A 25,323-nucleotide genomic window follows, 5' to 3' on the forward strand; every position below is an offset into this window, starting at 1 on the left:
AATGGGGCAGTTTAATTGAAGAAGGTGGTAGTTAAAGTTCTTTAAAAGTAAGCGTTATGAAAAGAGGGATATTCTATACTCGTTCAGAATATATAAATTAGAAGATCTAAACTAGAAACGAGGGCGGCGTAATGAGCAAAAAACTAGTATGGTTCACCTTAATTTTCTTAATAATAATCTCAGTTGCTGCTTTGAAACTGACTACCCAAAGTGAAAGCGAAGAATCAATTAATACGGAAAACAACACTCTGGGAAATTTCACCCCCAAAACAGTGCCTCCAGGTAGTGATAGTCAATACGATATGGAATTAACAATGACTAAAGAAGGAAAATTCAATGTAGAGGCCAAAGTAATCATAAATAACACCTCTCAAGATTCGTGGAACGACCTGGTATTTTACTTTATCCCAAATATCTTTACGGAGAACACTTCCCAAGAATTAAATTCTTCTATAGAAGTTCCAGCAACTGTTCAATTAAATAATGTCATATTAGATGATGAACAAGTGGATTATAATCTAGAAAAAGATACATTACGTATCCCTCTTGCAAAAGGATTAGAACCAGGTAATAGTGTAAGCGTGCACTTTGATTATGAATTCACGCTTCCTGAAGGAGGATTGAGATTTACTAAAAGTAATCAAAATTACCATTTGGCTCAATTCTATCCAATGGTTGCAACATATCGAGATCATAAATGGAATAAGGAAGAATATCGGTTTAGGGGAGAAACATACCATACAGGATTCAGTGATTTTAAAGTATCATATGATATTCCTGAAGGTTATACCTTTGTTTCTACAAGCGAGGTTGATGAATACCCGGGAAAAACGGTTGGAACAGTTGAAGTAAATAATGTTAAAGATTTTTTTATAGCAATCCTAAAAGAACCAATGGTTATTCAGAAACAGGACGGCAACGTAAACATAAGCGTATTTGGATTCGAGGAGAAAGAGGGTTTATACAAGGAGATTAGTGAAGTCGCTTCAGATACGTTAACTTATTTTCAAGAGAATATTGGTCCTTATCCATTTACCCAACTAGACATTGTGATAGATGGTCTCGGAATGGAGTATCCAGGCATTGTTACAGCTAATTCAATTTATCATAGTGGTCCTGTAAATCCTGATGCTCTAAAAAGTATGGTCATTCACGAAATAGCTCATCAGTGGTTTTATGGTGTTATTAGCAATGACCCATATCATAATGCTTGGTTAGATGAAGGATTGGCAAGCTTCTCAGCTAGTCTTTATCATTTTTCTACAAGTGATGAAAAAATTCCATACGAATCTATGAACGAGCAATTAGAGAAACTTGAGCCAATCCCAGTTAATTTACCATTAGATAAATATGATAAACATATGAGTTCATATGTTTATGGCAAATCGGGCACTATGTTGTGGAATTTATTTAAACAAAAGGGTGGAATAGAGGAAGCTGAAAAGTTTGTAAAGACTTATTATGATTATTATAAATATAAAGAAGTAGATTCTGAGGAATTTGTAAGATTTACGAAACATTATTTCAACTTAGAAGATGATTCATTCTTCAAAGAATGGTTATTACTGGAGTGATTTTAGGCATTTCACTTTTATTATTAGAATGACGAGGATATTGTTGAGTTTTTTAAAAATTACTAATATATGGTAAGCTAACTTTGTGAAATATTGTTCTTCAACTAACGAGCAGTTTAGTGGAACAGTCTAGATTGTAGCATTAAACTAAAATACGACATAAGGAGATTTGATGACATCTTGGGTTTCTTGGATAGCTGTGGGACTTATAGTAGCTGTATTAATTTATGCGATTTTTAGCATATATTTAAAGAAACCGATAGGCTTATATATTGCAGCGGCTTTCCATATTGTTTTGGGGATTTTTTCACTTCCTTCAATTGGATTATATGTATTAGGATTAGCCATATTTGAAATAATCGTAAGGAATTGCAATGACTGTAAAATACCGTCGTACACGTACTAATTAATCGAAAACATGAGATAAATTATCAGTTAACTTGTGCTATATTTAATCCCAAGTTAGAACATTAATTTTTAGAAATGATACTATACTATAACAAAAATGGTAAGATGAAGTAAGGAGGGATATATATGAAAAAAGTTGATGGTGAAGCTGCAAGAGTTTTAGAAGATATTATTCAAGACAAAGATCAGTCATTTGAATTTAATGGGAGACAGTATAAAATTGTTGCAATAGATAATAAAGATGACTCTGAAACAACAGTAGCAGAAGATGTTAAAAAAAATCCAGAGTTAAAACAAAAATTGTTACAGGCTAAAAAGGATATTGAAGAAGGAAATTATTACACTTCTGAGGAAATGCGAGAAATGATTCGGAGTGGCCAAATATAATATGGATTTTATCTGGTTAGAAAACACAAAGGAGTCATTTGAGAATATTAAAAGTCGGCATTTTTCCTATAGTGAAACCATTGAATATAAATTAAGATTGTTAGAGCGTATTGAGGATAAGATTCAAACACTTGGCACAAGTACAAGAGCAGATAAACCAGAATGGAAAGGCAGTCATAAAATCCTCGTGGATAGGTTCATTATTTACTACTCCTTTTCTGAGGATAAACAAACTTGTTATATTGAATATTTTAAACACTCTAGCCAACATTATTAACCTATCCTCAACTTATCATGAGGATAGGTTTTTATTAAATTTTTTCTTTTTAAGTAGACCTTAAATTTATTTGAGGTGAATGAATATGTGAAATGTTGGACTTAAACAAACTGGTGCGATTGTTTAATAAGATAAGACTTCATATTAGTAATAAATTATGAAATAAATATTACTTATAAAGTTCATTTTATTGGAGGGAGTGTATGGAGAGAGTATTTAAACGTTTGGTTATAATAGTTTCGGTTATTTTTGGGATTTTTGCGTTTATAATTTTTGCCAGCTATATTAATCATCAAATACAACTTTCGAAAGAAGATGAACGATTTAAACCTACTGGGCATGTTGTAGAAGTAAATGGTCATCAAATGCACGTTTATGTAGAAGGGGATGGAGAAGAAACGCTTGTTTTTATGTCTGGCGGTGGTACGAGCTCACCTGTTTTAGATTTTAAATCACTATACTCTTTATTAAACGATAAATACAAAATTGTTGTCGTTGAAAAGGCAGGTTATGGATTTAGTGAAGTCACAGGTTCTGAACGAGATATTGATACAATCCTATCTGAAACAAGAGAAGCTCTTTTAAAATCGGAAGTTGAAGGACCATATATTTTACTCCCTCATTCTATGTCGGGCATTGAAGCATTATATTGGGCACAAATCTATCCTGATGAGGTAAAGGCAATCATAGGCTTGGATATGGCTATTCCAATTGCATATGAAAATTTTGATATAAATATGTCCCTTATTCGATTAGGTAAGTTTGCTGCAAATACTGGTTTAACCCGATGGATTCCTAATCTCTCCGAAAGCGATGCAATAAAATATGGATCTTTAACAGATAAAGAGAAAGATTTATATAAAGTGATTTTTTATCGGCGGACATCCACTAAGAATATGATCAAAGAAGTTAAGCAAATTAAGGAAAACGCAGAAGAGGTGGGAAAAGGTGACATACCAAATGTTCCATTGCTTTTGTTTTCATCAAATGGCCAGGGAACAAGTTGGGATGAAAAAACTTGGATTGGATTTCAAAAAGATTTTAGTGTACAAGCAAATGGTAGATTAATTGAATTAGACTGCTCTCACTATGTTCATAGTATTGAATATGAAAGAATAGCGGAGGAATCAAAAAAATTTATAAATGGTTTATAGTTTTTAGCCTTGAGCAAGACCTTTATTTACTGTTATAACTGTATTCAACCAACACATTTAGTTGAAGAAGGATTACCGGAAAAGATCAAACTTTTTTATGAGAAATTCGTGCTATGCGCGAACGATAGGATCCATTTTGGTCAATCTTTTTATTTACCGTAAAACACGAGTTTACAAGGTATTTTTGATTATAATTTATTTTAGGACATATCGGTATTAACATGGATATGGCGCACTTAGTCGAACTTTCCTTTGCTTTGGGTGACCAAGGCTCGCCCTGAGCTTTTATTTATCACAATTTATCTAATTCACGTACTTTATCATATGAATTTAATAGTTGCTCAGGCACCAATGTTCTTCCAAATTCCCAAGCATTTGTTTCAATTAGAGCTTGGAGCTTTTCTTTTTCATCATCGTAACCATATATGAGTGTTATTATATCATGTTTGTTTTTCTTAAAATCTAAGTAATAACCGATCACATGATACAGAATAATTTTAGCAACGTTTTCGTCGGTTTCTTTAATTTTAAATTTTCCTATATAGCGGTTCACTTCAATATAATTAAATTTTATCGTATTTGTCGATACGTTATAACTCATCGGTGCAGTTAGATTATTATTAAACTCATAATCAATATGTAAGTTATGCTCACGTAATGTATTTTCTATTATCCTCTCGATATTCCATAGGTAGAGCAACTATCAAACACTCCTCTTCAAGTATGTAAAGTGAACATTCTCCGTTAAATTGTAATCCGATACCTTTATAGAAAACTCTTGCTTGTTCTGCAACAGGACCCAATCTATTTTTTCATACAAGAATGAAATTATCAATAGCACGCGAAATCAAGCGGGACGCACTGCATTTCGAACGCCGGACATCTGGCTGTGAGCGCAGGACCCCTGGCCCCGAGCGCAAGACCTCCGGCTGTGAACGCCGGACTACCGGCCACGAACGCCGAACCACCCGCCGTGAACGCCGGACTACCGGCCACGAACGCCGAACCACCCGCCGTGAGCGCAGGACTACTGGCCATGAACGCCGTACTCCTCACCATAACCGCAGGACCACCAGCCCTGAACGCCGGACTAACGTCAGCAAGCGCAGTACACCCCAGCCAGAACGACCCCGAACCCCACTCCTCAACAGACAAATCCGGCCCACCTGCTACACAGTAAACTCAAGCGTAACCTGATTCTCCGCCATATCCTTCGCTGTCAAAAATACGGTCAATGTATAGGTGCCGGGTTCCAGTGAAGGCAGTGACATATCATAGTCCAGTGCTTCACCCGGAGCCAGTGTAATATCTGCGAGTACTTGCATAAAAGCTCTACCATCAGAGAAACGTTCAATGACGCCTTCCTCATCGCTTAATTCATATTCATAGCGCTGACTCGTTGTAAAAGACAGCTTCACTTCATCATCACTCACATTTGTAACCGTATACGTGAATGTTTTGCCTGCATCAGCAGCTTCCTCTTTCATCTGCAGGGAAAATTTTAATCCATTTTCTGTTATTTCCTCCATATTCCGCTCCTCTCCAGGCGCTTTATCCGACTGACAAGCCGCCAAAAATATCATCAGTATGCCTGCAATTAATAGGACTTCACGATTTCTTCGGCAGATAGGAAAGTATAAAACTTTTTTACCTGCATACGTGCAACGAAGCCATTTGACCAAGGGATTGGCAAACGTCCAGTTTTCTAATGGTTTCATCATGTCCCCCTCGTTAAAGTATTATTGGTTTACCATCGGTTTTATATCATAAAACGCTTCTACCATGTTGATGAATTCGCGTACAGCATATGGCACATATTTGTCTTTTTTCCAAATCATTGCCGATTCCAAATGAACGACAGGGCTGTGAAACGGGATGACTCTAATATCTTCCTTGTTTAGCTGGCTACAAATTTTACCTGGTAATAAGGCGACTCCCAGTTTCGCTTCCACCATTTCAACCATGAAGTCTTTTTGTGAGCTCTCGCAAACGATGTTTGGATAGAATCCATGTTTTTCACATGCTCCAATGATACTGTCATGCAGGGAGAAATCATGCCGGTATAAAATAAAGGGCTCTTTATCAATATGAGAAAATTCAACGGCTGCTCTTTCGGCCAGCGGATTGTCTTTATGCACAATAAGCTTTAACGGATCTTTTACGATTTGCCTTGTTTCAAAATTTTCCTTTTCTAATGGCAGGTTACAAATTAGACCAATGTCCAGTGTTCCTTCATCAACACCTTGTTTAATTTTATTGCTGCCTACCTCTGTTAATAACAGTTCGATGGAAGGATAGGCTTCTTTGTATTTGCTGATTAATTTTGAAAAAAATGCGGCACCGATAATGGGGGGGATGCCAATTTTGATTTCCCCTTTTTTTAGATCCATGACATCATCCAGTTCGGTTGTCAAATTTTCAAATGCCTCCAGCACACTTTTCGCATTGACCAGAAATGCCTTCCCCGCATCCGTCAATTCCAATTGGTTAGCCCTTCTATAAAAAAGTGAGGTGCCGAGGTGGCTTTCAAGATTCTTAATGGTTTTACTCAATGATGGCTGGGAAATGTGAAGAATGGAAGCGGCTCTCGTAAAGTTCAATTGTTTCGCAACTTCTGCAAAATATTCAATTTGCCTTATGTCCATGATAGACTTCCTTTCAGAATTATATGAATGGTACATCAATTATACGATAAGGTATAGCCAAAGGGAATAGCATTCATGCAAAACTTGTATTTCCGTCTCTTTCCAGTCCGTATTAGAATAGTAGATACAATAAATCAACTGGGAGGGATTGGGAATGACAGGTTACGTAAAAACGGGTAATCTTCAGGTTGCAACAGAGCTTTATGAATTTGTAAATGCAGAAGCACTTCCAGAAACAGGTCTTGACAAGGAAACATTTTGGATGGATTTAGGGAAGCTTGTCTCTGATCTTTCTCCGAAAAATAAAGCATTGTTGGAGCAGCGTGAGACATTTCAAAAGCAAATTGATCAATGGCATAAAGCGAACCGTTCATTTGATTTTGCTGAGTATAAGGAGTTTTTAGAAGAAATTGGCTACCTGGAGCCGCAAGTCGAGGACTTTTCGATTACGACAGAGAATATCGATGATGTCATTACAGTCCAGGCAGGGCCGCAGCTTGTTGTACCAATTGATAATTCGCGCTATGCAATCAATGCTGCCAATGCACGCTGGGGATCGCTTTACGACGCATTATATGGGACGGATGTAATTAATGAGGAAGATGGCGGGGAAAAAGGAGATTCTTACAATCCTGTTCGTGGTGAAAAGGTCATTGCTTTTGCTAAAAACTTCCTTGACGAGCATGCGACACTTCAAACTTCCTCCCATACAGAAGCAAGTCAATATACAATCCGTAATGGAAAATTGGAAGTAATCCTTAAAAATGGAAACACAACCGGGCTTCAAGAGCCTGTTAAATTTGCCGGTTATCAGGGAGATGCACAAAAGCCCGAAACTATTTTACTGAAAAATAACGGCTTACATTTTGAAATTCAAATCGACCACAATCACCCAATTGGGAAAACAGACGAAGCGGGCGTGAAAGATGTCTACTTAGAGTCGGCAACCTCAAGCATTATGGACTGCGAAGATTCTGTCGCAGCAGTAGATGCCGAAGATAAGACACACATTTACCGTAACTGGCTTGGTCTCACACGAGGAGATTTGACGTCCGTATTTTCGAAAAATGGAAAAGAAATCAACCGTACATTAAATCCTGATCGCAATTATACAGGTCCGAATGGGGAAGCGGTCACACTACCGGGACGTGTGCTTATGTTTGTCCGTAATGTTGGCCACCTTATGACAAATAATGCGATCCTGGATGAACAGGGAGAGGAAATCCCTGAGGGAATCATGGATGGTGTGTTTACAAGCCTGATGGCAAAACATGGTCTCCTTGGCAATGGACCATATCAGAATTCCAAAGAGGGATCTGTTTATATTGTAAAACCGAAAATGCATGGATCCAAAGAGGTGGCATTCGCCAATGAGTTGTTTAACCGGATAGAAGATATGCTTGATATGAAACCGAATACGCTTAAAATTGGTGTCATGGATGAAGAACGCCGCACAAGCCTGAATCTGAAAAATTGTATTAATGAAGTAAAGGAAAGAATTGTTTTCATTAACACAGGCTTTCTGGACCGTACAGGCGACGAAATTCATACATCCATGGAAGCTGGTCCAATGATCCGAAAAGGTGAAATGAAAGCATCGGCGTGGCTGAATGGTTATGAAAAAAGTAATGTGCGCATTGGTCTGGATACCGGTTTGAAAGGGAAGGCGCAAATTGGTAAGGGAATGTGGGCAATGCCTGATCTGATGGCCGCCATGCTTGATCAAAAGTCCAGTCATCTAAAAGCGGGTGGCAACACGGCTTGGGTCCCGTCACCAACGGCAGCAACACTCCATGCATTGCACTATCATGAAATTGATGTGCGAAAAGTTCAAGAGGAACTTGCGAAAGAACAGATCGATTATCGTGAAGATATTTTACAGCTCCCGCTTGCTGAAAACACAGATTGGTCGGCGGAAGAAATCCAGGAAGAGATTGAAAACAGTGCACAGACATTACTCGGCTACGTTGTCCGCTGGGTTGAGCAGGGTGTCGGCTGTTCCAAAGTTCCTGACATTAATAATGTAGCGCTTATGGAAGACCGTGCAACATTGCGCATATCCAGTCAAATGCTCACCAACTGGCTCTACCATGGTGTTTGTACCGAGAAGCAACTATTGGAAACATTGAAGCGAATGGCAAAAATTGTTGACGGGCAAAACGCAGGAGATGCCACCTACCGTCCAATGGCACCTGCCTTTGATGACTCGATTGCATTCCAGGCGGCTTGTGATCTTGTATTCAAAGGAAAAGAGCAGCCAAGCGGTTACACCGAACCAATACTTCACCAGCGTCGTCTGGAAGTAAAGGAAAAGTATCATGTAATAAATTGAGACCTCTATCTAAGAAAGGACTATTACTTTGAAAGTAGTTAGTCCTTCTTTTTCCATCTTATAGAATCCGCATAGCAAAGTTTCCTAGTAAAATCTGCACTGACAAGCAAATTGAGCTCGCTATCTTACCTCATAAGTAAATGACATTATTTTTATTTTATAATAATTCTGATTTTTTAAAATATGTATTGCCTTTTATATCGTATAATGATTTAATGAAATAAACATGAGACGAATGATTGAAACCAAACAATTAATAGGTTGAGAAGCATACGATTAACTTCACCAAGTGAATAGGAGAATACAAGTGGTGATGCGTGTGTGTAATCCATTAATTGAAATCGATTTCATAATCAATAAAAATATGAATAGAAAAAGTTAAGGGGGAAGAAAGAGATGATTTCTCCAAGTTTAGAAGGTGTTTTGCCGACAGAACAAATGAGACAGAACGAGGAAGCAGTCCATATGCTTGGCAATGGCGGAATGCAAGTGATTGAAGCCTATTGTGAAGCAGACATCTCGAAAGTACTCACATATGCGAACGAAAATAATAAAACGGTCAACGTCGTTTCAGGTGGGACGAAACGGGGTTACGGGGGAATGATGGAACAAGCAGATATTTTATTATCACTTGCCAAATACAAAGGTATTGTGGAGCATTCCGTCGGCGACCTGACATTGACGGTCAGCCCCGGAACGACGTTAAAAGAAATTACAGACGAATTAGCCAAACATGGGCAGCGTGTTGCGCTTGATACTTCCTGGCCGGAAATTGCAACGATTGGCGGCATTGTTTCTAGCAATGATAGTGGGGCAAAAAGACTGCTTTACGGATCTGCTAGAGATTTGGTCATTGGCATGCGAATCGTATATGCGGATGGAAGGGTCATCCGTACAGGCGGTAAAGTTGTAAAAAACGTGGCAGGCTACGATATGAATAAGCTTTTCGTCGGTTCAATGGGAACACTTGGTGTCATTAGCGAAATCACGATTAAACTAAGACCGCTCCCGAAATATGAGGGGTTGTTCCTGATGGGGTTTCCGGATGGCAATGCAGAAGCGATTCATGAATTTTCGGTAAAACTGCTTGATTCTCTGATGGAACCGGTATCGCTGGAAATTTTAAATCCACGAATCGCTGAAAAGATGACAGGCAAACGTCATTATACACTTGCAATTGCATTTGAAGACAGGGAAAACGCCGTTCTTTATCAGGAAGATTGGATTAAGGAACATCTGCCTATTGGCGCTGAGCATGCCGTGTTGCATGAAGAAGAGGCAAGACAGTGGTGGGAAAGATTCCATCATTTCGGACCAAACGGCTACAATGATGACAAGAACGAGGCAGACACCCAGGCTGCGTTGAAAATCGGGAGCAATAATTTAGATGTGCTCGTTAATCTAAAAGTAGCCGAGGAGTTTGCTGAAGCGTTCCAGGTGGAAATTGAAGCCCATGGTGGCGTTGGACATGGTATTTCAAAAGTTTATGTCCAAGGTTTTCCTGAAGATATTGTCTCTTTTATTAAAGCACTACGGAAAAAGGTAGAGGAAAAAAAAGGGTATGTCGTATGTACACATTTGCCATTTTCATTAAGAGGAGCGGTTAGTGTATGGGGAGAAAAACCAGGGTATTTTGCTTTATTAGAAGGTATTAAACGAACAAACGACCCAAAAAAACTCCTGAACCGCCAACGTTTTGTAGGAGGTATCTAAAATGAGTGGAGATGAAAACAGATCAGTAAATGTCCTGGACAATACAAAAACTGGTGCACCCTGTGAAACGAAGGGGTTGGGAAACTTTATTTGGGAAGATCTTCCGGATGAAAATAAATGGCAAGACTGTGTTCACTGTGGCTTGTGTCTTGAAGCTTGCCCGACGTATCAGGAAACAGGGGAAGAGCAACATTCACCCAGAGGCCGCATTCATTTAGTAAAAGCCGTAGCGGAAGGAAAAATTGATGTGAATGAAGCTTTTTCTAAACCTGTCTTTGACTGCCTTGATTGTCGTGCTTGTGAAACAGCATGTCCAGCAGATGTTCAAGTCGGTGGCATGATTGAAGAAGCCCGTGGGCAAATTCGCCAGGCGATGCCGTTAAAAGGTTTTGCAGGTGCACTTAGCAAGACAGCTTTGAAGGGATTTTTTCCATATCAGAAGCGCATGAATTCACTCGGTTCTTTAATGAGGTTTTACCAAAAGAGCGGATTACAAGGTGTTGTAAGGAAAACTGGCTTGCTAAATGTTATGCCAACACACATGAAGGATATGGAAGCCATTCTACCCAAAGTTGAAAAACCGATTCTCGGCAGGTATCCGGAAATCGTTCCGGCTGAAGGAGAGACAAAACAACGGGTCGGCATGGTAACAGGCTGTGTGATGGATGTCATGTTCAGTGATGTTAATGAATCAACGGTTCGAGTGCTTACACATAATGGATTTGAAGTTGGATTGCCGAAACAACAGGGATGTTGTGGTGCACTTCATATTCATGCTGGTGAGAGGGACACAGGGAAAGCACTTGCGAAACAAAACATAGAGGCTTTTAAAGATTACGATAAAGTGCTCGTCAATGCTGCAGGCTGTGGGTGTGCGCTTCAGGAATATGATGAATTATTCAGAAATGATCCCGAAATGTTTCCGTTAGCACAAGAGTTTTCGGCAAAGATTGAAGATGTTTCCAAATTTTTGTATGACAATGATTTTAAACGGCCAAAAGCAGAAATTAAAACGAAGGTCACCTACCATGACGCTTGTCATTTAGCTCATGGGCAGGGCATACGTTTTGAACCCCGGCAACTGTTAAAAGAAATTCCAGGTGTGGAAATGGTCGATTTACCTGATGCAGACAGATGCTGTGGAAGTGCTGGTATCTACAATCTCACACATCCCGAGATGGCTGGAGCGCTCCTTGACCGTAAGATTGAAGATGTTCCTGACAACGTTGAAATGATTTCGATGGGTAATCCTGGTTGTATGCTCCAAATCGCTATGGGTGTTGAAAAATATGGTAGAAGTGAAAAAGTTGTCCATACCGTTCAACTGCTTGATTGGGCATATGAAAAAGAAAAGTCCTATTCATAAACTTCATTGCCCCTTAAAGCTTGTAGTTGATATAAAATGCGACGTAAAATCAACGGTAGTTGGTGCCTTTTACTGCTACGGAAATACACTTCGCTGATTGTGCATTGCAACTTTACCAAAATACTTATGTGACGGTTGATTGGAGCTGCGGACCGTTGACTCCAGCGGGAACAGCACGTGTCTGAAGACCCCGCAGAGTGGGTTTCTCGAGGAGGCTGAAGCCGTGCCCGCTAAAAAGCAACGGTCCGCAGCGGAGATCGCAGCGTACGTAGCAATTGATCGTTTTTGTGCCAAAAGAAAGAAGCAGGCAAGGGAATGAAATCGTGATGAGAAAGGATGTGGAAGTTTGTTTGGAAAAAAACGTAAAAAACAAAGCCAGGATGCTGTTGTTCAAAAATTAATCAATATAGTTGGAGAAAGTGAAGTTCTTTATTTGAAAGAAGATCTCATTGCATATGAATGTGACGGTTACACGCTGTCAAAAGGGATGCCAAGAGCAGTAGTTTTTGTAAATAATACCAAACAAGTCTCAGAAGTTGTGAAGCAATTAAACCAAGAAAATGTTCCATATATTGCACGCGGAGCAGGAACAGGCTTAAGTGGTGGCGCAACTCCATTTGGTGGTGAAGTCATCATTAGTCTCGTACGGATGAAGCGGATGCTGGACCTCGACTTGGAGAATAGAAAAGCAGTGATTGAACCGGGCTATGTTAATTTAAAATTGACACAATCTATTTCAGATAAGGGCTACTATTATGCCCCAGACCCTTCAAGCCAGTATGCATGTACGATTGGTGGGAATGTTGCTGAAAATGCAGGTGGCGCCCACTGCCTTAAATATGGTGTAACGACCAATCATATTTTGGGACTAGAGATTGTTCTTCCTTCTGGTGAAATCATTGAAATTGGAGAAGAAGGGGTTCCGGATCGACCAGGCTATGATTTGCTCGGGATCTTGACAGGTTCGGAAGGGACACTCGGCATTGTAACAAAAATTACGGTGAAAGTCTTAAAAAATCCGGAAGGGAAGAAAACCGTTCTTGCATATTATGATGATATTAATGATGCAAGCCAGGCTGTTTCAGAAATCATTTCTGCCGGTATCATTCCAGCAGCTCTTGAAATGATGGATTCTATAGCTATCGAAGGTGTGGAATCTGCCGCTTATCCAGTCGGGCACCCGAGAGACATTGCTGCATTTCTGCTAATTGAAGTGGATGGAATAGTTGCTGGAATTGATGATCAGATCGATGAAATTCTTAATGTATGTAAAAATAACAATGTACGTGAAGTGAAAGTGGCGAAAGATGAAAAGGAGCGTGGACTTTGGTGGGCAAACCGCAAAATGGGATTTGGCGCCATGGGGACAATTTCGCCTGACTACCTCGTTCAGGACGGTGTTATTCCAAGAACGCGGTTACCTGAGGTGCTTGGTAAAATTACAGCAATTAGTAAAAAGTATGATCTTCGCATTGCGAATATTTTCCATGCAGGTGATGGAAACCTTCATCCACTTATTTTGTTCGATGCAAGTATTCCAGGTCAAAGTGAGCGTGCTTCAAAAGCGGGTTCTGAAGCCTTACAGGTTTGTGCGGATGTTGGTGGTTCGATTACTGGCGAACACGGAGTCGGGATTGAAAAGTCAGCTGAAATGCGATTCGTATTCAGTGACGAAGAAATTGCCGCACAAACGGATATACGTGCTATATTCAATCCAGACGACCTATTAAATCCAGGAAAACTATTCCCTTTACCTGGTCGTTGTGTCGAAGTCAAGCAAGTACCTGAAAAAGTGGAAGTATGAACCTTTAAGACATAATGTAGCGGAATGGCAGAGAAAAGTTGTCAATTATCTAAATATTAGGAACTATAGGGGTGATAATCATGAAATTTGTCAGATTTAGAAAACAAACGGATGGAGCAATTTTACAAGGGATCGTGACAGATAATAGTATCCAACAAATTGAAGGAGATATATTTACCGATTGGCAACATTTAGATGTCATACACAATCAAGAAGAGGTTGAAATATTGGAACCGCTAACACCAAGACAGGTGATTGGTATTGGTGCAAACTATGTTGGTAAAACAGAGGATTTACCTTCTGAAGTTCCTGATATTCCTGTATTTTTTTATAAGCCGGTTTCTTCTGTAATTGGGAGCGGGAAACCAATTGTTGTCCCAAGTAAAATAGAAGAAGTGAAATTCGAATCCGAACTTGCGGTAGTGATTGGTAAACGTACAAGCAATATTTCTGAAGAAGAGGTCACCGAGTCTATTTTTGGTTATACGGTAGCTAACGATGTTACGGCACCGCAATTTTTCCATGAAGATGGACATTGGATGGTAGGGAAGTCATTCGATACATTTACACCGCTTGGCCCATATATCGAAACAGAACTGGATCCTGACAAAGTTAGAGTGGAAGCATCTATAAACGGTGAAAAGAAGCAGGATAGTACCACAACGCTTATGATTATTTCAATACGAAAAATGATTGCTTATCTTTCCAGCATTATGACACTGGAAGCAGGTGATGTGATTCTAACTGGAAGTCCACTTGGTGCTGAAATGATGAAAGCCGGCGATGAAATCGTCTGCCAAATTGCTGAAATTGGTGAACTGCGTAATCCCGTTACCCAAGGTTATTAATGAAACTTTAATATTTTTCCCCCTTCTAAGATTAAACATAGAGAAGGTTCGTTACCTGAATGTATAAATTTTATTTAAAAAAGGGGATGTAAAAAATGAGTACTGGAGTATTAGCAATTCTGGCCTTTCTTCCAATTATTGTTGTTGCAGTTTTATTAGTGGGACTAAAGTGGCCAGCAAGTAAAGCTATGCCGCTTTCTTACATTGCTGCTGTATTACTGGCCCTATTCGTTTGGGATGTAGCATTTCCGAAAGTTGCTGCTGCATCTGTTCATGGTCTGATTGTAGCTGTTACGCTTTTATACATTATTTTTGGTGCAATATTACTCTTAAACACACTTCAAGAAAGTGGAGGGCTTCATACGATTCGCCGCGGATTTACAGACATAACACCAGACCGCCGCATTCAAGTAATTATTATTGCATGGCTTTTTGGTTCATTTATTGAAGGTTCGGCAGGGTTTGGGACACCTGCAGCCGTTGCTGTTCCATTACTGGTTGGACTCGGATTTCCGGCGATGGCAGCTGTTGTCAGTGGCATGGTTATACAAAGTACGCCGGTTTCATTCGGGGCAGTTGGAACACCGATGATCGTAGGTGTGGGTTCGGGAGTTGAGCCGCTTAGTCAAATTACGGATGTTTCAAGCTTTGTATTTGGAGTTGCCGGGAAAACTGCGATACTTCATACCATTGCAGGACTGCTAATTCCATTATTTCTGGTCGCACTTTTAACAAGATTCTTTGGGAAAAACAAGTCATTTAGTGAAGGATTAAAGGTTTGGAAATTTGCATTATTTGCCTCTGTAGCGATGACAATTCCATACGTGATTGTTGCCAATACATTAGGTCCGGAATTTCCTGCAATGATTGGCGGGTTAGTTGGTTTGATTATAGTCATTCCAGCTGCCAAAAAAGGTTTTCTTATGCCTAAAGAAAGTGAAATCTGGGATTTTGAAGAAAAAGACCGTTGGGATCCTACATGGAATGGACGTGTTGAACTGAAGCAAAGCGATATTTACGCTGGTAAAATTAGTATGGTTCGTGCATGGGCTCCATATATTCTCATTGCTGTTCTTTTACTTGTTTCCAGATTAACGGTTGTTGGAGATTGGCTGAAAGCTGGAAGCATAAATATTCCGAATATTTTTGGAACGGAAGTTTCCTCCAGCTGGGACATCCTTTTCTCGCCAGGATTTATCTTTATTGTGGTTTCCTTAATCACTTTTTATATGCATGGTATGAAAGGATCCGATTACCTTCGAGCCTGGAAAAGTTCCGGTAAAACAATGATTGCGGCAAGTACTGCGCTTGTTTTTACTGTTCCCATGGTACAGGTGTTTCTTAACTCGGATGGCGGGGCAGCAGGTTATAATGAAATGCCACTGGTTCTGGCAGAGGGCGTCGCAGACATGGCGGGATCTGTGTATCCATTATTTGCACCGTTAATTGGAGGATTAGGTGCGTTCGTGGCTGGTAGTAATACCATCAGTAATATGATGTTCTCTCTTTTCCAATTTGGTGTTGGGGAAGGTATTGGTGGGAGCCCATCATGGATGGTTGCACTGCAGGCAGTTGGTGGTGCAGCTGGTAATATGATTTGCGTGCATAACGTTGTTGCCGCATCGGCCGTAGTTGGTCTTGTAGGGAAAGAAGGACATATTATTCGTAAAACACTCCTTCCATTTTTCTATTACGCGCTATTAGCAGGTTCAATCGGCTATTCAATTATGTGGACAGCTGAAAAAGGAATTTTCAACATCGGATCGATTATTGCCGTTGTTATTTGGCTGATTGCTATTTACATTATCGCAACGAACAACAGACGTTTAAATAGTATCCAACGCAGCAAAGCTTCTTAAAAACGACATGACAAAGAGCTCCTTCATCATGAAGGGGCTCTTTGGCTCTTTGTCATGTCTGTGGATGTTTACTGACACAATCTATCATTTCCCCTATAATGGTACTAAAGACAATCGTAAAAAGGAGAGAATGGTCATGCGCAAGGAGAATCACTCGCTTCCGCCAAAACAGAGTTCCATTGACAAGCTCGTTACCGTTCCGGCAGACGTGGAAAAAGTAATCAATGGACAAAAAACAGCAACACGCCGAAGTGGCCGTTATGCAGATATTGGGGAAACCATGATATTGAAGAATCGCAAATTCATTGTAAAGGATGTTTTTCGACAAAAGCTTGGTGAAATTACGGATAGGCAGGCGGTGCAGGAAGGGTATAAAAATATTGATGAATATAAACAGTCCATCCTGTCGATACATCCTGGCATGAAATGGGAGCCGGAGATGCGTGTATGGGTGCACGAATATGAAGCTTGGGAATAAATGGAGAAGTATAGGAGTAGCCTTGCTTCCAACTACACATTAGGAAGGAAAAAACTGCACAGCAAAATCCAGTAGATTTGGAATAAAGTTGAACCGTTTTCCCCTTTGGATATGATTATCTAAAGGGGATCACTTATCATAAGAAAACATCCTTCATCTATCATTGTTTAATGTAGGTTCTCCCTATAGCGTGATGAAAGAGTTTGATTTAATGGATGTTGGAACGACTCACCCTAGATTCCACAGACAGAAAAAGATTGTGCCGCTCTTTCCCCAGCTTTTCTTATTTACTCATTCATTCAAATCTTTTTTCTTTTTTTCATCGACCTGAGTTCCGTCTGCAGTCCTTTTAACAGAGATATGGCCATGAGTATCACGATAAAAGAAAACGGGAACGCAGCGGCTATAACCGTATTCTGCAGTGCTGTTAATCCTCCCACGTATAATAGGACGATGGCTACGGAGGACAGTGCAAGCCCCCAGACGATTTTTACGCTGTTGCCCGGGTTTAGAGATCCATTGGTTGTCTGGATTCCCAAAACAAAGGTGGCCGAATCGGCAGAAGTAATAAAGAATGTCAAGATCAGTAAAATAGAGATCAGTGACAATAGAAAAGAAAATGGTAAATTGGCAAACATGTGGAAGTTCATTATCTCGATGGCGTACTGTGTCAGATCTACGCCGCTTTGTTGTACATTGATCGCTGTGGTGCCAAAGGTGGAGAACCATATGCCGCAAAGTACGGTTGGCACAATCATTACACCAATCATAAATTCTCTAATTGTTCTACCGCGAGATACGCGGGCGATGAACATTCCAACAAATGGCGACCAGGAAATCCACCATGCCCAATAAAAAATGGTCCAGGCATCCATCCATGCACGATTATCCGTGCCTAGAGGGGCAGTACGGAAGCTCAATTGAATGATGTTCTGCAGATAATACCCGAAGGACTCCGTGAACAAATTCAGAATAAGTAAGGTTGGGCCGATAAGTAATATGCTGCCAAATAGTAAGACTGCCAATACCATGTTGGCATTTGACAAATATTTGATTCCTTTGCTTAAGCCGGACCAGGAGGATATCAAAAATAACACCGTAATGACAGCGATGATGATAAATTGGGTGGCGAAGTTTGCTTCCCAACCGAATAGATGTTCAAGCCCGCCATTAATTTGAGCAGCACCAAGTCCCAATGAGGTTGCCACCCCGAATATGGTTGCAAATGTAGCCAGCACGTCGATTGCCTTTCCAAACGGTCCTTTCATTCTGTCACCGAGTAACGGCTTCAGTGTGGAGGAAATTAAACCGGGCTCTCCTTTCCGAAATTGGAAGAAAGCCAGAGAGAGTGCGACTAATCCGTACATAGCCCAGCCATGTAGCCCATAATGGAAAAAGGTGAACATAAGCCCTTCTTTTATTGCCTGATCCGTACCGGGCTCTGATAATGGAGCGTCTGAAAAAGAATGAAGCAGCGGTTCGGCTGCACCATAGAATACAAGACCGATACCTAGCCCCGCAGAGAAAAGCATCGCAATCCATGTTGGGGTGGAGAAGTCAGGTTTTTCCTTATCTTTACCCAATCGGATTTTACCGTACGGACTAAATGCGATAAAGACGGATACAGCGATAAATCCCAGCATAATCCACATGTAATACCAGCCGAAAGTTGTTGATAGGAACGTATTCAGATCTGTTGTAACACTTTCCGCCACTACAGGAAATAAAGCTCCCAATAATACCGCAATTATTATCAAGGCGGCAGTTATGTAAAAGACACTCGAGACTCTTTTCATGCAGATTCCCCCCCGTGAAGTTGAATTATCTTTAATGAATCACGGGATTAGTATGGCTGTTTATTAGGATGGATATACAAATACCTGTATCGGCTAAACAGAAAATTAAAAACCTCTGCGGACCAAGAGGTTTTGTAATAAGTGAATCTAAACAGTTCGTTGGAGAATCATTTGTGCTTGGATTACTACTATTTCAACTGCAAGGTGTTTGAATCCACACGAAAAGGTACAAAAAAACAAACGTAAAATAAACATTTACGTTTGTTTTTCTCTTTCATGCTGCGGCCTGTATGTACTTGTGTAGCCAGGTATGCAGACTGTCCCCGTCCACGCCCCCCTTTTACGAACATTTCTATTTATGTGGTGGACTTTGGATAATTGGGTCCTGCTCAAAATCCCTGAGAGATAATTCAGATCCAAAGGGCGGAAAATGTTCATTACTGTTAGGATGGGAACGGTTTTGTTTTCCCAATGACGTATATCTGATGTGAAATTCTTCTTCAAATTCGTGCATTTCCTGTTCGGAAGCGGGCTGTACCATTCCGGCTATCCATGTCTCAAATTTATATGTCCCCCGGTCAATGATATCACAGATACCTTCAAGCGATTGGGTCAGCTCCGCCAGACATTCCAATCCGTTATTCAGGAAAATACCCCGCTTTTTAGCTTTTTCCACAGAATGCTCCAACTTATAGGATTGCTCTTGGTACTGAAATTCGATAATGCAACTATTTCGATCCCAGTTAAATTCGTAATTTCTGACTCTTAAACGCTTCATGATCCGTGTGAGCTTCTTTTCACACTTCATTTGATCATTTGGCATCCATTTGTATAGAACTTCCTTTAACATATCATTCACTCCCCTTATTTTTTTGCGATTAACTTCTTATATTACGGTTTCTATAAGGTGATTAAAAACCCTGCTATAATCGTTTTACAATTACTGATACTTTCTGACAAACAATAGCGAGATGACGTGAATCATGTAAAAATATTCTGATTTATTGCACATGTTTGTCGAAAGTACAAAAATGAACATGTATGATAATCCAAATTGCAGAGCTTCTGTGAACAACTACTTAACCGATGGATAATAAATATCAATTTACTATTTATCAAACCTGAGTAATTTGATATAATTAATCATAATTAATGACGTAAATAATAAAAAGAATGAGGAGGAAGAAGAATGGCTAAGAAATTTCCAGTTCTCTCTGGTGCAGAATCGTTTTGGATGGAAGGGGGAAAAACGGGGATTCTAATTTCCCATGGTTTTATGGGGACACCACAAAGTGTACGTGATATCGGTGAAAAACTAAATCGCTATGGGTATTCAGTTCTTGCTCCTAGACTTGCGGGACATGGGACACATTATCTTGATTTGGAAAAATGCAGCAACACCGATTGGTTCAATTCACTGGAGGAAGGATACCAGGAATTAAGAAAGCACTGCAGGAAAGTCTTCGTTTTAGGTCAGTCAATGGGAGGCACATTGGCACTTTGGCTCGAACAAAAACATCAATCGATAGATGGAATTATTTTGGTTAATCCTGCTCTAACTATCCCGTCCTACGAGAGACTCAGAGAAGAATCAAAACCAAGATTTCTTCAGGAAGGGAATCCCGATATTAAGGCAGAAGATGTTTATGAACTAACATTTGATCAAACACCGCTTCAATCTATTCATGAACTGCAAAAATTAATGGATCAAACACCACGAATTCTTTCCGAAATTAATTGCCCTGTTCTTGGCTTTAAATCAAGGGACGATCATGTTGTTCCACCTGGAAATACAGATTATATTTTGAAATATATCGGCTCAGCAATCAGACAAAAGACCGTATTGAAAAATTCCTATCATGTTGCATCAATGGACAATGACAAAGATAAAATTGTCAGAGATTGCCATCATTTCATCCAGCGTCAAGCGCACGCACGAGCAATGGATAATTGTCAATATTCAACATCTATCTAACCAGTAGAAAAATCAAAGGGACGCTCTGTAATCTGTTTGCGGGAGCATCCCTTTGATTTTTCATCTTTAAGCACTTTTTCGCATTGCCTTCATAATCAAACTTACAATGAAAATAAGCACGATTGCGCCAATTAATGCCGGAACAAGGAAAAACCCGCCAATTTCAGGGCCCCAGCTTCCTAATAGGGAAGAACCAATCCATGCACCAATAAAACCTGCGATGATATTTCCGATAATGCCACCTGGTATATCTTTACCAACAATTAGACTTGCGATCCAGCCTAGAATACCTCCGACAATTAAACTCCAAATAAAGCTCATCGATAATTCCTCCTTGTCATGATGTACTTTTAAATTAACCGAAATGACTGTTTTATAAACATAAGAGGGGAGGGAGGAGCATTGACCTAAGCGCAGAACCCCAGGGTGCGATCGCAGAACTTCTGAGAATGAGCGCCGTACTACTGGCTATGAATGCAGGACCCTTGGCGTCGAGCGCCGGACTGTCGGCGATGAACGCAGGACCTCAAGCCACGAGCGCAGGAACACAGCCCACGAACGCAGAACCATCGGCGATGAACGCAGTATCTTGTGCTCCGAGCGCCAAACCTCTCAATCCACCAGACAAGGCATAATGCCCCCTGCCAAAACATAAACATATACAAATCTGCAGCTGTTCTTCTTTCTGTTTTGTGTAGACATGCTTCTTTTTAACTAATAAAAAGAAATGGGGGTTAGGAAATGGATATTTTATCTGTTGTCCCACCGCTTGTTGCAGTGATTTTGGCCATCTTGACGAAACGGGTGTTGTTCTCACTTTTTGTTAGCATTTGGGTAGGTGGACTGATTGCAGTTGGTGGGAATCCGTTTGAAGCGGTAGGTGTGACATTTACATGGATAAAAGATGTGATGATTGACCCATGGAATGCGCGTTTCCTTGTCATGACTGCATTGCTTGGAACTGGTGCTGCTTTTATGTTTAAAACAGGTGGATCGGATGGTCTAATCAGGACGCTGGAAAAAAGATTAACAACGAAGAAAAGGGTGTTATTTTTACCCTATCTTTTAGGAATGTTGATTTTTTTCAATGACTATGTAAACTCGGTCATTGTTGGGAATGCGACGAAGGATATTACAGCAAAGCACAAGGTATCCAGGGAGAAGCTGTCCTATGTCATTGATTCGACAGCTGCTCCGATAGCGACGATTGGACCTGTTTCAGATTGGATTGGCTTTCAGGTTTCTCTTATTGCAGCAGCCTTTGCCAGTTTGAGTATTGTGGGAATGGAACCTTACTTCGCTTTCCTGCAGTCCATTCCCTGGAATTTTTATGCTATTCTTTGTCTTTTGGCAGTGCCTATGATTATTGCCGGTAAGGACTTTGGTCCAATGGCAAAAGCAGAGCACCGTACCAAGACTACTGGAAAATTGATCCCGGACGGTTCCACGCCACTGTCGTCCGTTGATCAGGATTTGGGAGAGCCTTTCAAGAAAGATGGAAGTGTTTGGAATTTTATCCTTCCACTTGTCGCACTTATCTCTGTAAGTATCTGGGGATTATGGTATGCAGGAGGAGGAGCTACAGGTAAATCATTGATGGATGCGCTTGCTGATACCGATGTTTCCATTGCTTTGACATGGGGTGCTTTTGCGATGACGACGGTCGGTATCATTCTTGCATTAGTACAGGGGAAAGGTTTAAAGGCGTGTGAAGATACACTATTAGGCGGTATTCGTACCATGCTTCCAGCGCTGATTATTATTGTATTCGCCTGGTCGATCGGAACAGTTACAGCTGAACTTGGGACTGCGGAATATGTGGTCAATGCGACACAGGGCTGGATGACGGCAGCTCTCCTGCCATTTCTCGTTTTTGTGATTGCGATGTTTATCTCTTTTGCGACAGGTACATCCTGGGGAACAATGTCCATACTTACACCGGTTGCTATCCCGATGGCGTACACAATGGGGGGCGAAGAACTCATACCTATAATAATTGGAGCGATTTTTGCCGGGGCGATATTCGGGGATCATGTTTCGCCGATTTCTGATACGACTGTAATGGCTTCCATCTTCTCAGAATCTGATCACATTGCCCATGTCAACACACAGATTCCATACGCGCTCGTGCCTGCTGGGATTGCGGGAGTTCTCTATTTATTGTATACAGTTATTGGTAGCAGTATCGTTTTATTGGTTACTGGTATCGTTGTTCAGTTTTTCCTCCTTCGCTATTTGGGAAATCGACACGAGAAAAAGGCTGGATATTAACAATAAGTTTTGGGTTGAGCACCGAACCCGGGTGTGAGCGCAGTACTATTGGTTGTGAGCGCCGGACTGTCGGCGATGAACGCAGGACCTCAAGCCATGAGCGCAGGACCACAGCTTACGAACGCAGGATCCCGGGCCGCGAACGCAGAACCGTCGGCGATGAACGCAGGACCCCAGCCGATGCTCGCCGAACTCCCAGCTCACGAACATCTAACACCCAAACAAAAAAAGAAGGAAGCAAAAAACTTGCTTCCTCCCATTCTGTTATTCCATATTACTTAATACAATTTCACTGCCATCTGAAGAAATTTCGGCTGTATATTTCCATTCATATTCCTCGGTTTCTTCCTTACCGCTTTGATAGATTAACTTTACTTTCTCATTGGTGGTTACAATCCACTGTCCTTCACCGGTTTCTTCGATATCTGTGACTTCGGCATCCAGTAATTCCTGTGACATGCCGGAGTCATTTAAATGATCAACCAATTCAGCCTGCATAGCTTGCAGTGCACTTCCATCTTTGATAAATGGCCGGACAATATTATAATCATTTTGATTGATTGCTTCTACCAAATTTTCGATATAGCCTAAAGTTATCGATTCTATATTGGAATCTGTGTAGCTGTCATCCGCATCTTCGCTTTCATTCGAAACCTCTTCGCTTGCGACTTCTGTTTCCGGACCTAGTTCCTGATTTGCATTTGATCCTTGAACGATATAGCGCTCTGTTTCCAGACCCAAATCAATCGGTGCATCCAGCGTGCTATAAGAGGAACCTCCTTTGTCATATACGCTCCATCCATCATCATAAACAAATTCATATTGATAGGTCCAAGATTCATCTTTCGGCTCTCGATGATCTGTGGACCAATAATTCGCTTCTATCGTATCTTCCTGAACCTGTGCGTACAGAAAGTATGTGCCATCATTTTGATCCAATCGCATATTTTTTGAATCCAGTTTCACACCGGTCACCTGTTTTTCGTAAAAACTCTTGCTTTTATGATTACGGTCGAAATCCTTCTCATAGATTTCCAGTCGATCCGGCGCCATATACTCTAGTTTGGAAGGATCATTTTCCTGCCAGCTTGTTAAGTATAGCTTTGTATGATCGATTAAGGCATTTCCCAATGATTCCTGTAATTTCTCATCTGCAGTAAAATCAATTCGGGCTGTATGACCTTCTATCGGCTTTTTGGGCGTTGTCATCGTACCCCACGGATAATCAATTTCTGCTGTAAATGTTGTAGAGCCGTCCAATGTGACCGGACCAAATTCTTCTTCTGAAAAGATATCGAAGTCTACCTCCTCATCATTTACAATCAGTCTGCTTTCTGTATTTTTCAATGGCGGTATATTCATATCAAAGCGAACATACCCCGCATCCAGGTTTAAATGGACGTTTTCCCCGGAACGCGTCAAAACTACCTCTTCTTCTGTGGATAAATCGATCATGTTTGTTTCATTTACTGCTTTAAATGTATGCCGGCCGGGAACGAGAGGACCAAATTCATAGCTGTAATCACTGGAATCTGATGTGGTTATTTCCTTCTCATCCGCATAAAATGCTGTTCCATCTACATTGGTGCTTAATGTAACATACACCGGATCAATCTTTAGTTCATATGTATCGTAAAATAAAAAGCCGTCTCCTTCTTCCAATATGATAAAGTGATTGCTGTCACCGGAAGAAAACCATAATACCTCCAATTTTTCCAGCTCCGATTTTTGAATGTCTCCGTTGTTCATTGTTTCAGATTGCTTATTCAGTGAATCAATAATCTCCTGGACACTGTCCTGATCTTCTTCCAATAATGCCAAAAATCCTTCTACGTCTCCCGCCTCAATTTCCTCATCAGATTCATAGAAAGATAGTGTGTCAGCAAGCTTTTCTGCATCCTCTTCCTTGATGGCATCTGTGAAATTATTGACTAGGCGTTCCTGGGAAGTGAGGGTGTTTCCAATAAAATATAAACTAATGAATAAAACTGCAGCTGCCGAGGCAAAAATCATCAGCCTTTTCTGTTTTTTCGTCATCGGTTTTTTAGGTGCTTCCGCTTGTTTTGCGGATACCGGTGCACCTTGTTGAGAAGCTTCTTCTTTTTTCGAAGGATCTGAAGTAAGTGATGTCCCGCAATTCACACAAAATTCCAGGTCCTTCTTTTCAATTTTCTGGCCACATTCTTTACAAAAATCCATAAAATCTCTCCTGCTATATTTTATTTATTATGTATGGGTAAATATTACCATAATAACAAATGTGATTATAGTCCTATTTGAAATAAACAAACTTTTATATGATTATATTTTTTCCTTTTAAAATAAAGCATGATTACTGTTAAACAAGTTTATGTGGAAATCTATTGTTCTTTTTAAAATACCCTTTAAAAATTTACATAATTTGCTATAATATTAAAATGTAGGAAATTATTCATA

At 40.4% G+C, this 25,323-nt stretch carries 20 protein-coding genes; 13 read left to right on the forward strand and 7 right to left on the reverse strand.

The window, feature by feature from the left end:
• Positions 1–131: 131 nt before the first annotated feature.
• The 4 genes from ACZ427_RS03265 to ACZ427_RS03280 all read left to right on the forward strand — a co-directional run bounded on the left by ACZ427_RS03265 (position 132) and on the right by ACZ427_RS03280 (position 3,800).
• Positions 132–1,574, forward strand: coding sequence for a M1 family metallopeptidase (locus ACZ427_RS03265; RefSeq protein WP_461178290.1), 1,443 nt, complete (start codon positions 132–134; stop codon positions 1,572–1,574).
• Positions 1,575–2,108: 534 nt separating this feature from the next.
• On the forward strand, positions 2,109–2,369 hold the full coding sequence (locus ACZ427_RS03270) for a hypothetical protein (protein WP_461178291.1): 261 nt from the start codon (positions 2,109–2,111) through the stop codon (positions 2,367–2,369).
• 1 nt (position 2,370) lies between these two features.
• A complete protein-coding gene (locus ACZ427_RS03275; RefSeq protein ID WP_461178292.1) occupies positions 2,371–2,646 on the forward strand; it encodes a hypothetical protein in 276 nt (91 codons plus the stop codon).
• Positions 2,647–2,849: 203 nt separating this feature from the next.
• Positions 2,850–3,800 carry an alpha/beta hydrolase gene (locus ACZ427_RS03280; RefSeq protein ID WP_461178293.1) on the forward strand — a complete coding sequence of 317 codons (951 nt, stop codon included), beginning with the start codon at positions 2,850–2,852 and terminating at the stop codon, positions 3,798–3,800.
• Between the two features lie 292 nt (positions 3,801–4,092).
• Here the strand turns inward: ACZ427_RS03280 and ACZ427_RS03285 are convergent, their stop codons facing one another.
• From ACZ427_RS03285 to ACZ427_RS03295, 3 genes are all read right to left on the reverse strand, one after another.
• Entirely contained in the window at positions 4,093–4,500 is a 408-nt protein-coding gene (locus ACZ427_RS03285) for a hypothetical protein (protein WP_461178294.1), read from the reverse strand.
• Between the two features lie 469 nt (positions 4,501–4,969).
• Positions 4,970–5,521, reverse strand: a complete 552-nt coding sequence (locus tag ACZ427_RS03290) for a BsuPI-related putative proteinase inhibitor (protein WP_464883524.1) — start codon at positions 5,519–5,521, stop codon at positions 4,970–4,972.
• 18 nt (positions 5,522–5,539) lie between these two features.
• Complete coding sequence (locus ACZ427_RS03295) at positions 5,540–6,445, reverse strand: LysR substrate-binding domain-containing protein (RefSeq protein ID WP_461178296.1); 906 nt, start codon at positions 6,443–6,445, stop codon at positions 5,540–5,542.
• A 154-nt stretch (positions 6,446–6,599) separates the two neighbouring features.
• Between ACZ427_RS03295 and ACZ427_RS03300 the strand changes: the two genes are divergently transcribed.
• The 7 genes from ACZ427_RS03300 to ACZ427_RS03330 all read left to right on the forward strand — a co-directional run bounded on the left by ACZ427_RS03300 (position 6,600) and on the right by ACZ427_RS03330 (position 16,845).
• The gene (locus ACZ427_RS03300; protein WP_461178297.1) at positions 6,600–8,777 is read left to right on the forward strand and encodes a malate synthase G; all 2,178 of its coding nucleotides are present in this window, start codon (positions 6,600–6,602) and stop codon (positions 8,775–8,777) included.
• A gap of 396 nt (positions 8,778–9,173) precedes the next feature.
• Positions 9,174–10,490 (forward strand): FAD-binding oxidoreductase, encoded by a 1,317-nt coding sequence (locus ACZ427_RS03305; RefSeq protein WP_461178298.1) that lies wholly within the window; start codon positions 9,174–9,176, stop codon positions 10,488–10,490.
• Position 10,491: 1 nt separating this feature from the next.
• On the forward strand, positions 10,492–11,856 hold the full coding sequence (locus tag ACZ427_RS03310) for a (Fe-S)-binding protein (protein ID WP_461178299.1): 1,365 nt from the start codon (positions 10,492–10,494) through the stop codon (positions 11,854–11,856).
• 346 nt (positions 11,857–12,202) lie between these two features.
• Positions 12,203–13,660, forward strand: a complete 1,458-nt coding sequence (locus ACZ427_RS03315) for an FAD-linked oxidase C-terminal domain-containing protein (RefSeq protein WP_461178300.1) — start codon at positions 12,203–12,205, stop codon at positions 13,658–13,660.
• An 80-nt stretch (positions 13,661–13,740) separates the two neighbouring features.
• On the forward strand, positions 13,741–14,508 hold the full coding sequence (locus ACZ427_RS03320) for a fumarylacetoacetate hydrolase family protein (protein WP_461178301.1): 768 nt from the start codon (positions 13,741–13,743) through the stop codon (positions 14,506–14,508).
• A 95-nt stretch (positions 14,509–14,603) separates the two neighbouring features.
• The gene (locus ACZ427_RS03325; protein ID WP_461178302.1) at positions 14,604–16,367 is read left to right on the forward strand and encodes an L-lactate permease; all 1,764 of its coding nucleotides are present in this window, start codon (positions 14,604–14,606) and stop codon (positions 16,365–16,367) included.
• 130 nt (positions 16,368–16,497) lie between these two features.
• Positions 16,498–16,845 (forward strand): ASCH domain-containing protein, encoded by a 348-nt coding sequence (locus ACZ427_RS03330; RefSeq protein ID WP_461178363.1) that lies wholly within the window; start codon positions 16,498–16,500, stop codon positions 16,843–16,845.
• A 299-nt stretch (positions 16,846–17,144) separates the two neighbouring features.
• Here ACZ427_RS03330 and ACZ427_RS03335 read toward each other — a convergent pair whose 3' ends face one another.
• Positions 17,145–18,641, reverse strand: coding sequence for a BCCT family transporter (locus tag ACZ427_RS03335; protein ID WP_461178303.1), 1,497 nt, complete (start codon positions 18,639–18,641; stop codon positions 17,145–17,147).
• Positions 18,642–18,993: 352 nt separating this feature from the next.
• Positions 18,994–19,491: a hypothetical protein gene (locus ACZ427_RS03340; protein WP_461178304.1), complete on the reverse strand. Its 498-nt coding sequence runs from the start codon at positions 19,489–19,491 to the stop codon at positions 18,994–18,996.
• 339 nt (positions 19,492–19,830) lie between these two features.
• On the opposite strand from ACZ427_RS03340, the gene ACZ427_RS03345 reads away from it, so the two are divergent.
• Positions 19,831–20,616: an alpha/beta hydrolase gene (locus ACZ427_RS03345; RefSeq protein ID WP_461178305.1), complete on the forward strand. Its 786-nt coding sequence runs from the start codon at positions 19,831–19,833 to the stop codon at positions 20,614–20,616.
• A 66-nt stretch (positions 20,617–20,682) separates the two neighbouring features.
• Here the strand turns inward: ACZ427_RS03345 and ACZ427_RS03350 are convergent, their stop codons facing one another.
• Positions 20,683–20,937 carry a GlsB/YeaQ/YmgE family stress response membrane protein gene (locus ACZ427_RS03350; RefSeq protein ID WP_461178306.1) on the reverse strand — a complete coding sequence of 85 codons (255 nt, stop codon included), beginning with the start codon at positions 20,935–20,937 and terminating at the stop codon, positions 20,683–20,685.
• A 420-nt stretch (positions 20,938–21,357) separates the two neighbouring features.
• On the opposite strand from ACZ427_RS03350, the gene ACZ427_RS03355 reads away from it, so the two are divergent.
• Positions 21,358–22,887: a Na+/H+ antiporter NhaC family protein gene (locus ACZ427_RS03355; RefSeq protein ID WP_461178307.1), complete on the forward strand. Its 1,530-nt coding sequence runs from the start codon at positions 21,358–21,360 to the stop codon at positions 22,885–22,887.
• A gap of 264 nt (positions 22,888–23,151) precedes the next feature.
• On the opposite strand, the gene ACZ427_RS03360 is transcribed toward ACZ427_RS03355, so the two are convergent.
• Positions 23,152–25,086 carry a zinc ribbon domain-containing protein gene (locus tag ACZ427_RS03360; RefSeq protein WP_461178308.1) on the reverse strand — a complete coding sequence of 645 codons (1,935 nt, stop codon included), beginning with the start codon at positions 25,084–25,086 and terminating at the stop codon, positions 23,152–23,154.
• Positions 25,087–25,323 lie beyond the last annotated feature (237 nt).

Source organism: Virgibacillus ainsalahensis (genome assembly GCF_055380755.1).

Bases quoted from the DNA above. Each gene is read 5' to 3' on its own strand.
- ACZ427_RS03295 (WP_461178296.1), bottom strand. From the start codon at position 6,445: ATGGACATAAGGCAAATTGAATATTTTGCAGAAGTTGCGAAACAATTG.
- ACZ427_RS03335 (WP_461178303.1), bottom strand. From the start codon at position 18,641: ATGAAAAGAGTCTCGAGTGTCTTTTACATAACTGCCGCCTTGATAATA.
- ACZ427_RS03300 (WP_461178297.1), top strand. From the start codon at position 6,600: ATGACAGGTTACGTAAAAACGGGTAATCTTCAGGTTGCAACAGAGCTT.
- ACZ427_RS03275 (WP_461178292.1), top strand. From the start codon at position 2,371: ATGGATTTTATCTGGTTAGAAAACACAAAGGAGTCATTTGAGAATATT.
- ACZ427_RS03330 (WP_461178363.1), top strand. From the start codon at position 16,498: ATGGTCATGCGCAAGGAGAATCACTCGCTTCCGCCAAAACAGAGTTCC.
- ACZ427_RS03325 (WP_461178302.1), top strand. From the start codon at position 14,604: ATGAGTACTGGAGTATTAGCAATTCTGGCCTTTCTTCCAATTATTGTT.
- ACZ427_RS03280 (WP_461178293.1), top strand. From the start codon at position 2,850: ATGGAGAGAGTATTTAAACGTTTGGTTATAATAGTTTCGGTTATTTTT.
- ACZ427_RS03350 (WP_461178306.1), bottom strand. From the start codon at position 20,937: ATGAGCTTTATTTGGAGTTTAATTGTCGGAGGTATTCTAGGCTGGATC.
- ACZ427_RS03360 (WP_461178308.1), bottom strand. From the start codon at position 25,086: ATGGATTTTTGTAAAGAATGTGGCCAGAAAATTGAAAAGAAGGACCTG.
- ACZ427_RS03305 (WP_461178298.1), top strand. From the start codon at position 9,174: ATGATTTCTCCAAGTTTAGAAGGTGTTTTGCCGACAGAACAAATGAGA.
- ACZ427_RS03320 (WP_461178301.1), top strand. From the start codon at position 13,741: ATGAAATTTGTCAGATTTAGAAAACAAACGGATGGAGCAATTTTACAA.
- ACZ427_RS03310 (WP_461178299.1), top strand. From the start codon at position 10,492: ATGAGTGGAGATGAAAACAGATCAGTAAATGTCCTGGACAATACAAAA.
- ACZ427_RS03290 (WP_464883524.1), bottom strand. From the start codon at position 5,521: ATGATGAAACCATTAGAAAACTGGACGTTTGCCAATCCCTTGGTCAAA.
- ACZ427_RS03345 (WP_461178305.1), top strand. From the start codon at position 19,831: ATGGCTAAGAAATTTCCAGTTCTCTCTGGTGCAGAATCGTTTTGGATG.
- ACZ427_RS03270 (WP_461178291.1), top strand. From the start codon at position 2,109: ATGAAAAAAGTTGATGGTGAAGCTGCAAGAGTTTTAGAAGATATTATT.
- ACZ427_RS03340 (WP_461178304.1), bottom strand. From the start codon at position 19,491: ATGTTAAAGGAAGTTCTATACAAATGGATGCCAAATGATCAAATGAAG.
- ACZ427_RS03265 (WP_461178290.1), top strand. From the start codon at position 132: ATGAGCAAAAAACTAGTATGGTTCACCTTAATTTTCTTAATAATAATC.
- ACZ427_RS03355 (WP_461178307.1), top strand. From the start codon at position 21,358: ATGGATATTTTATCTGTTGTCCCACCGCTTGTTGCAGTGATTTTGGCC.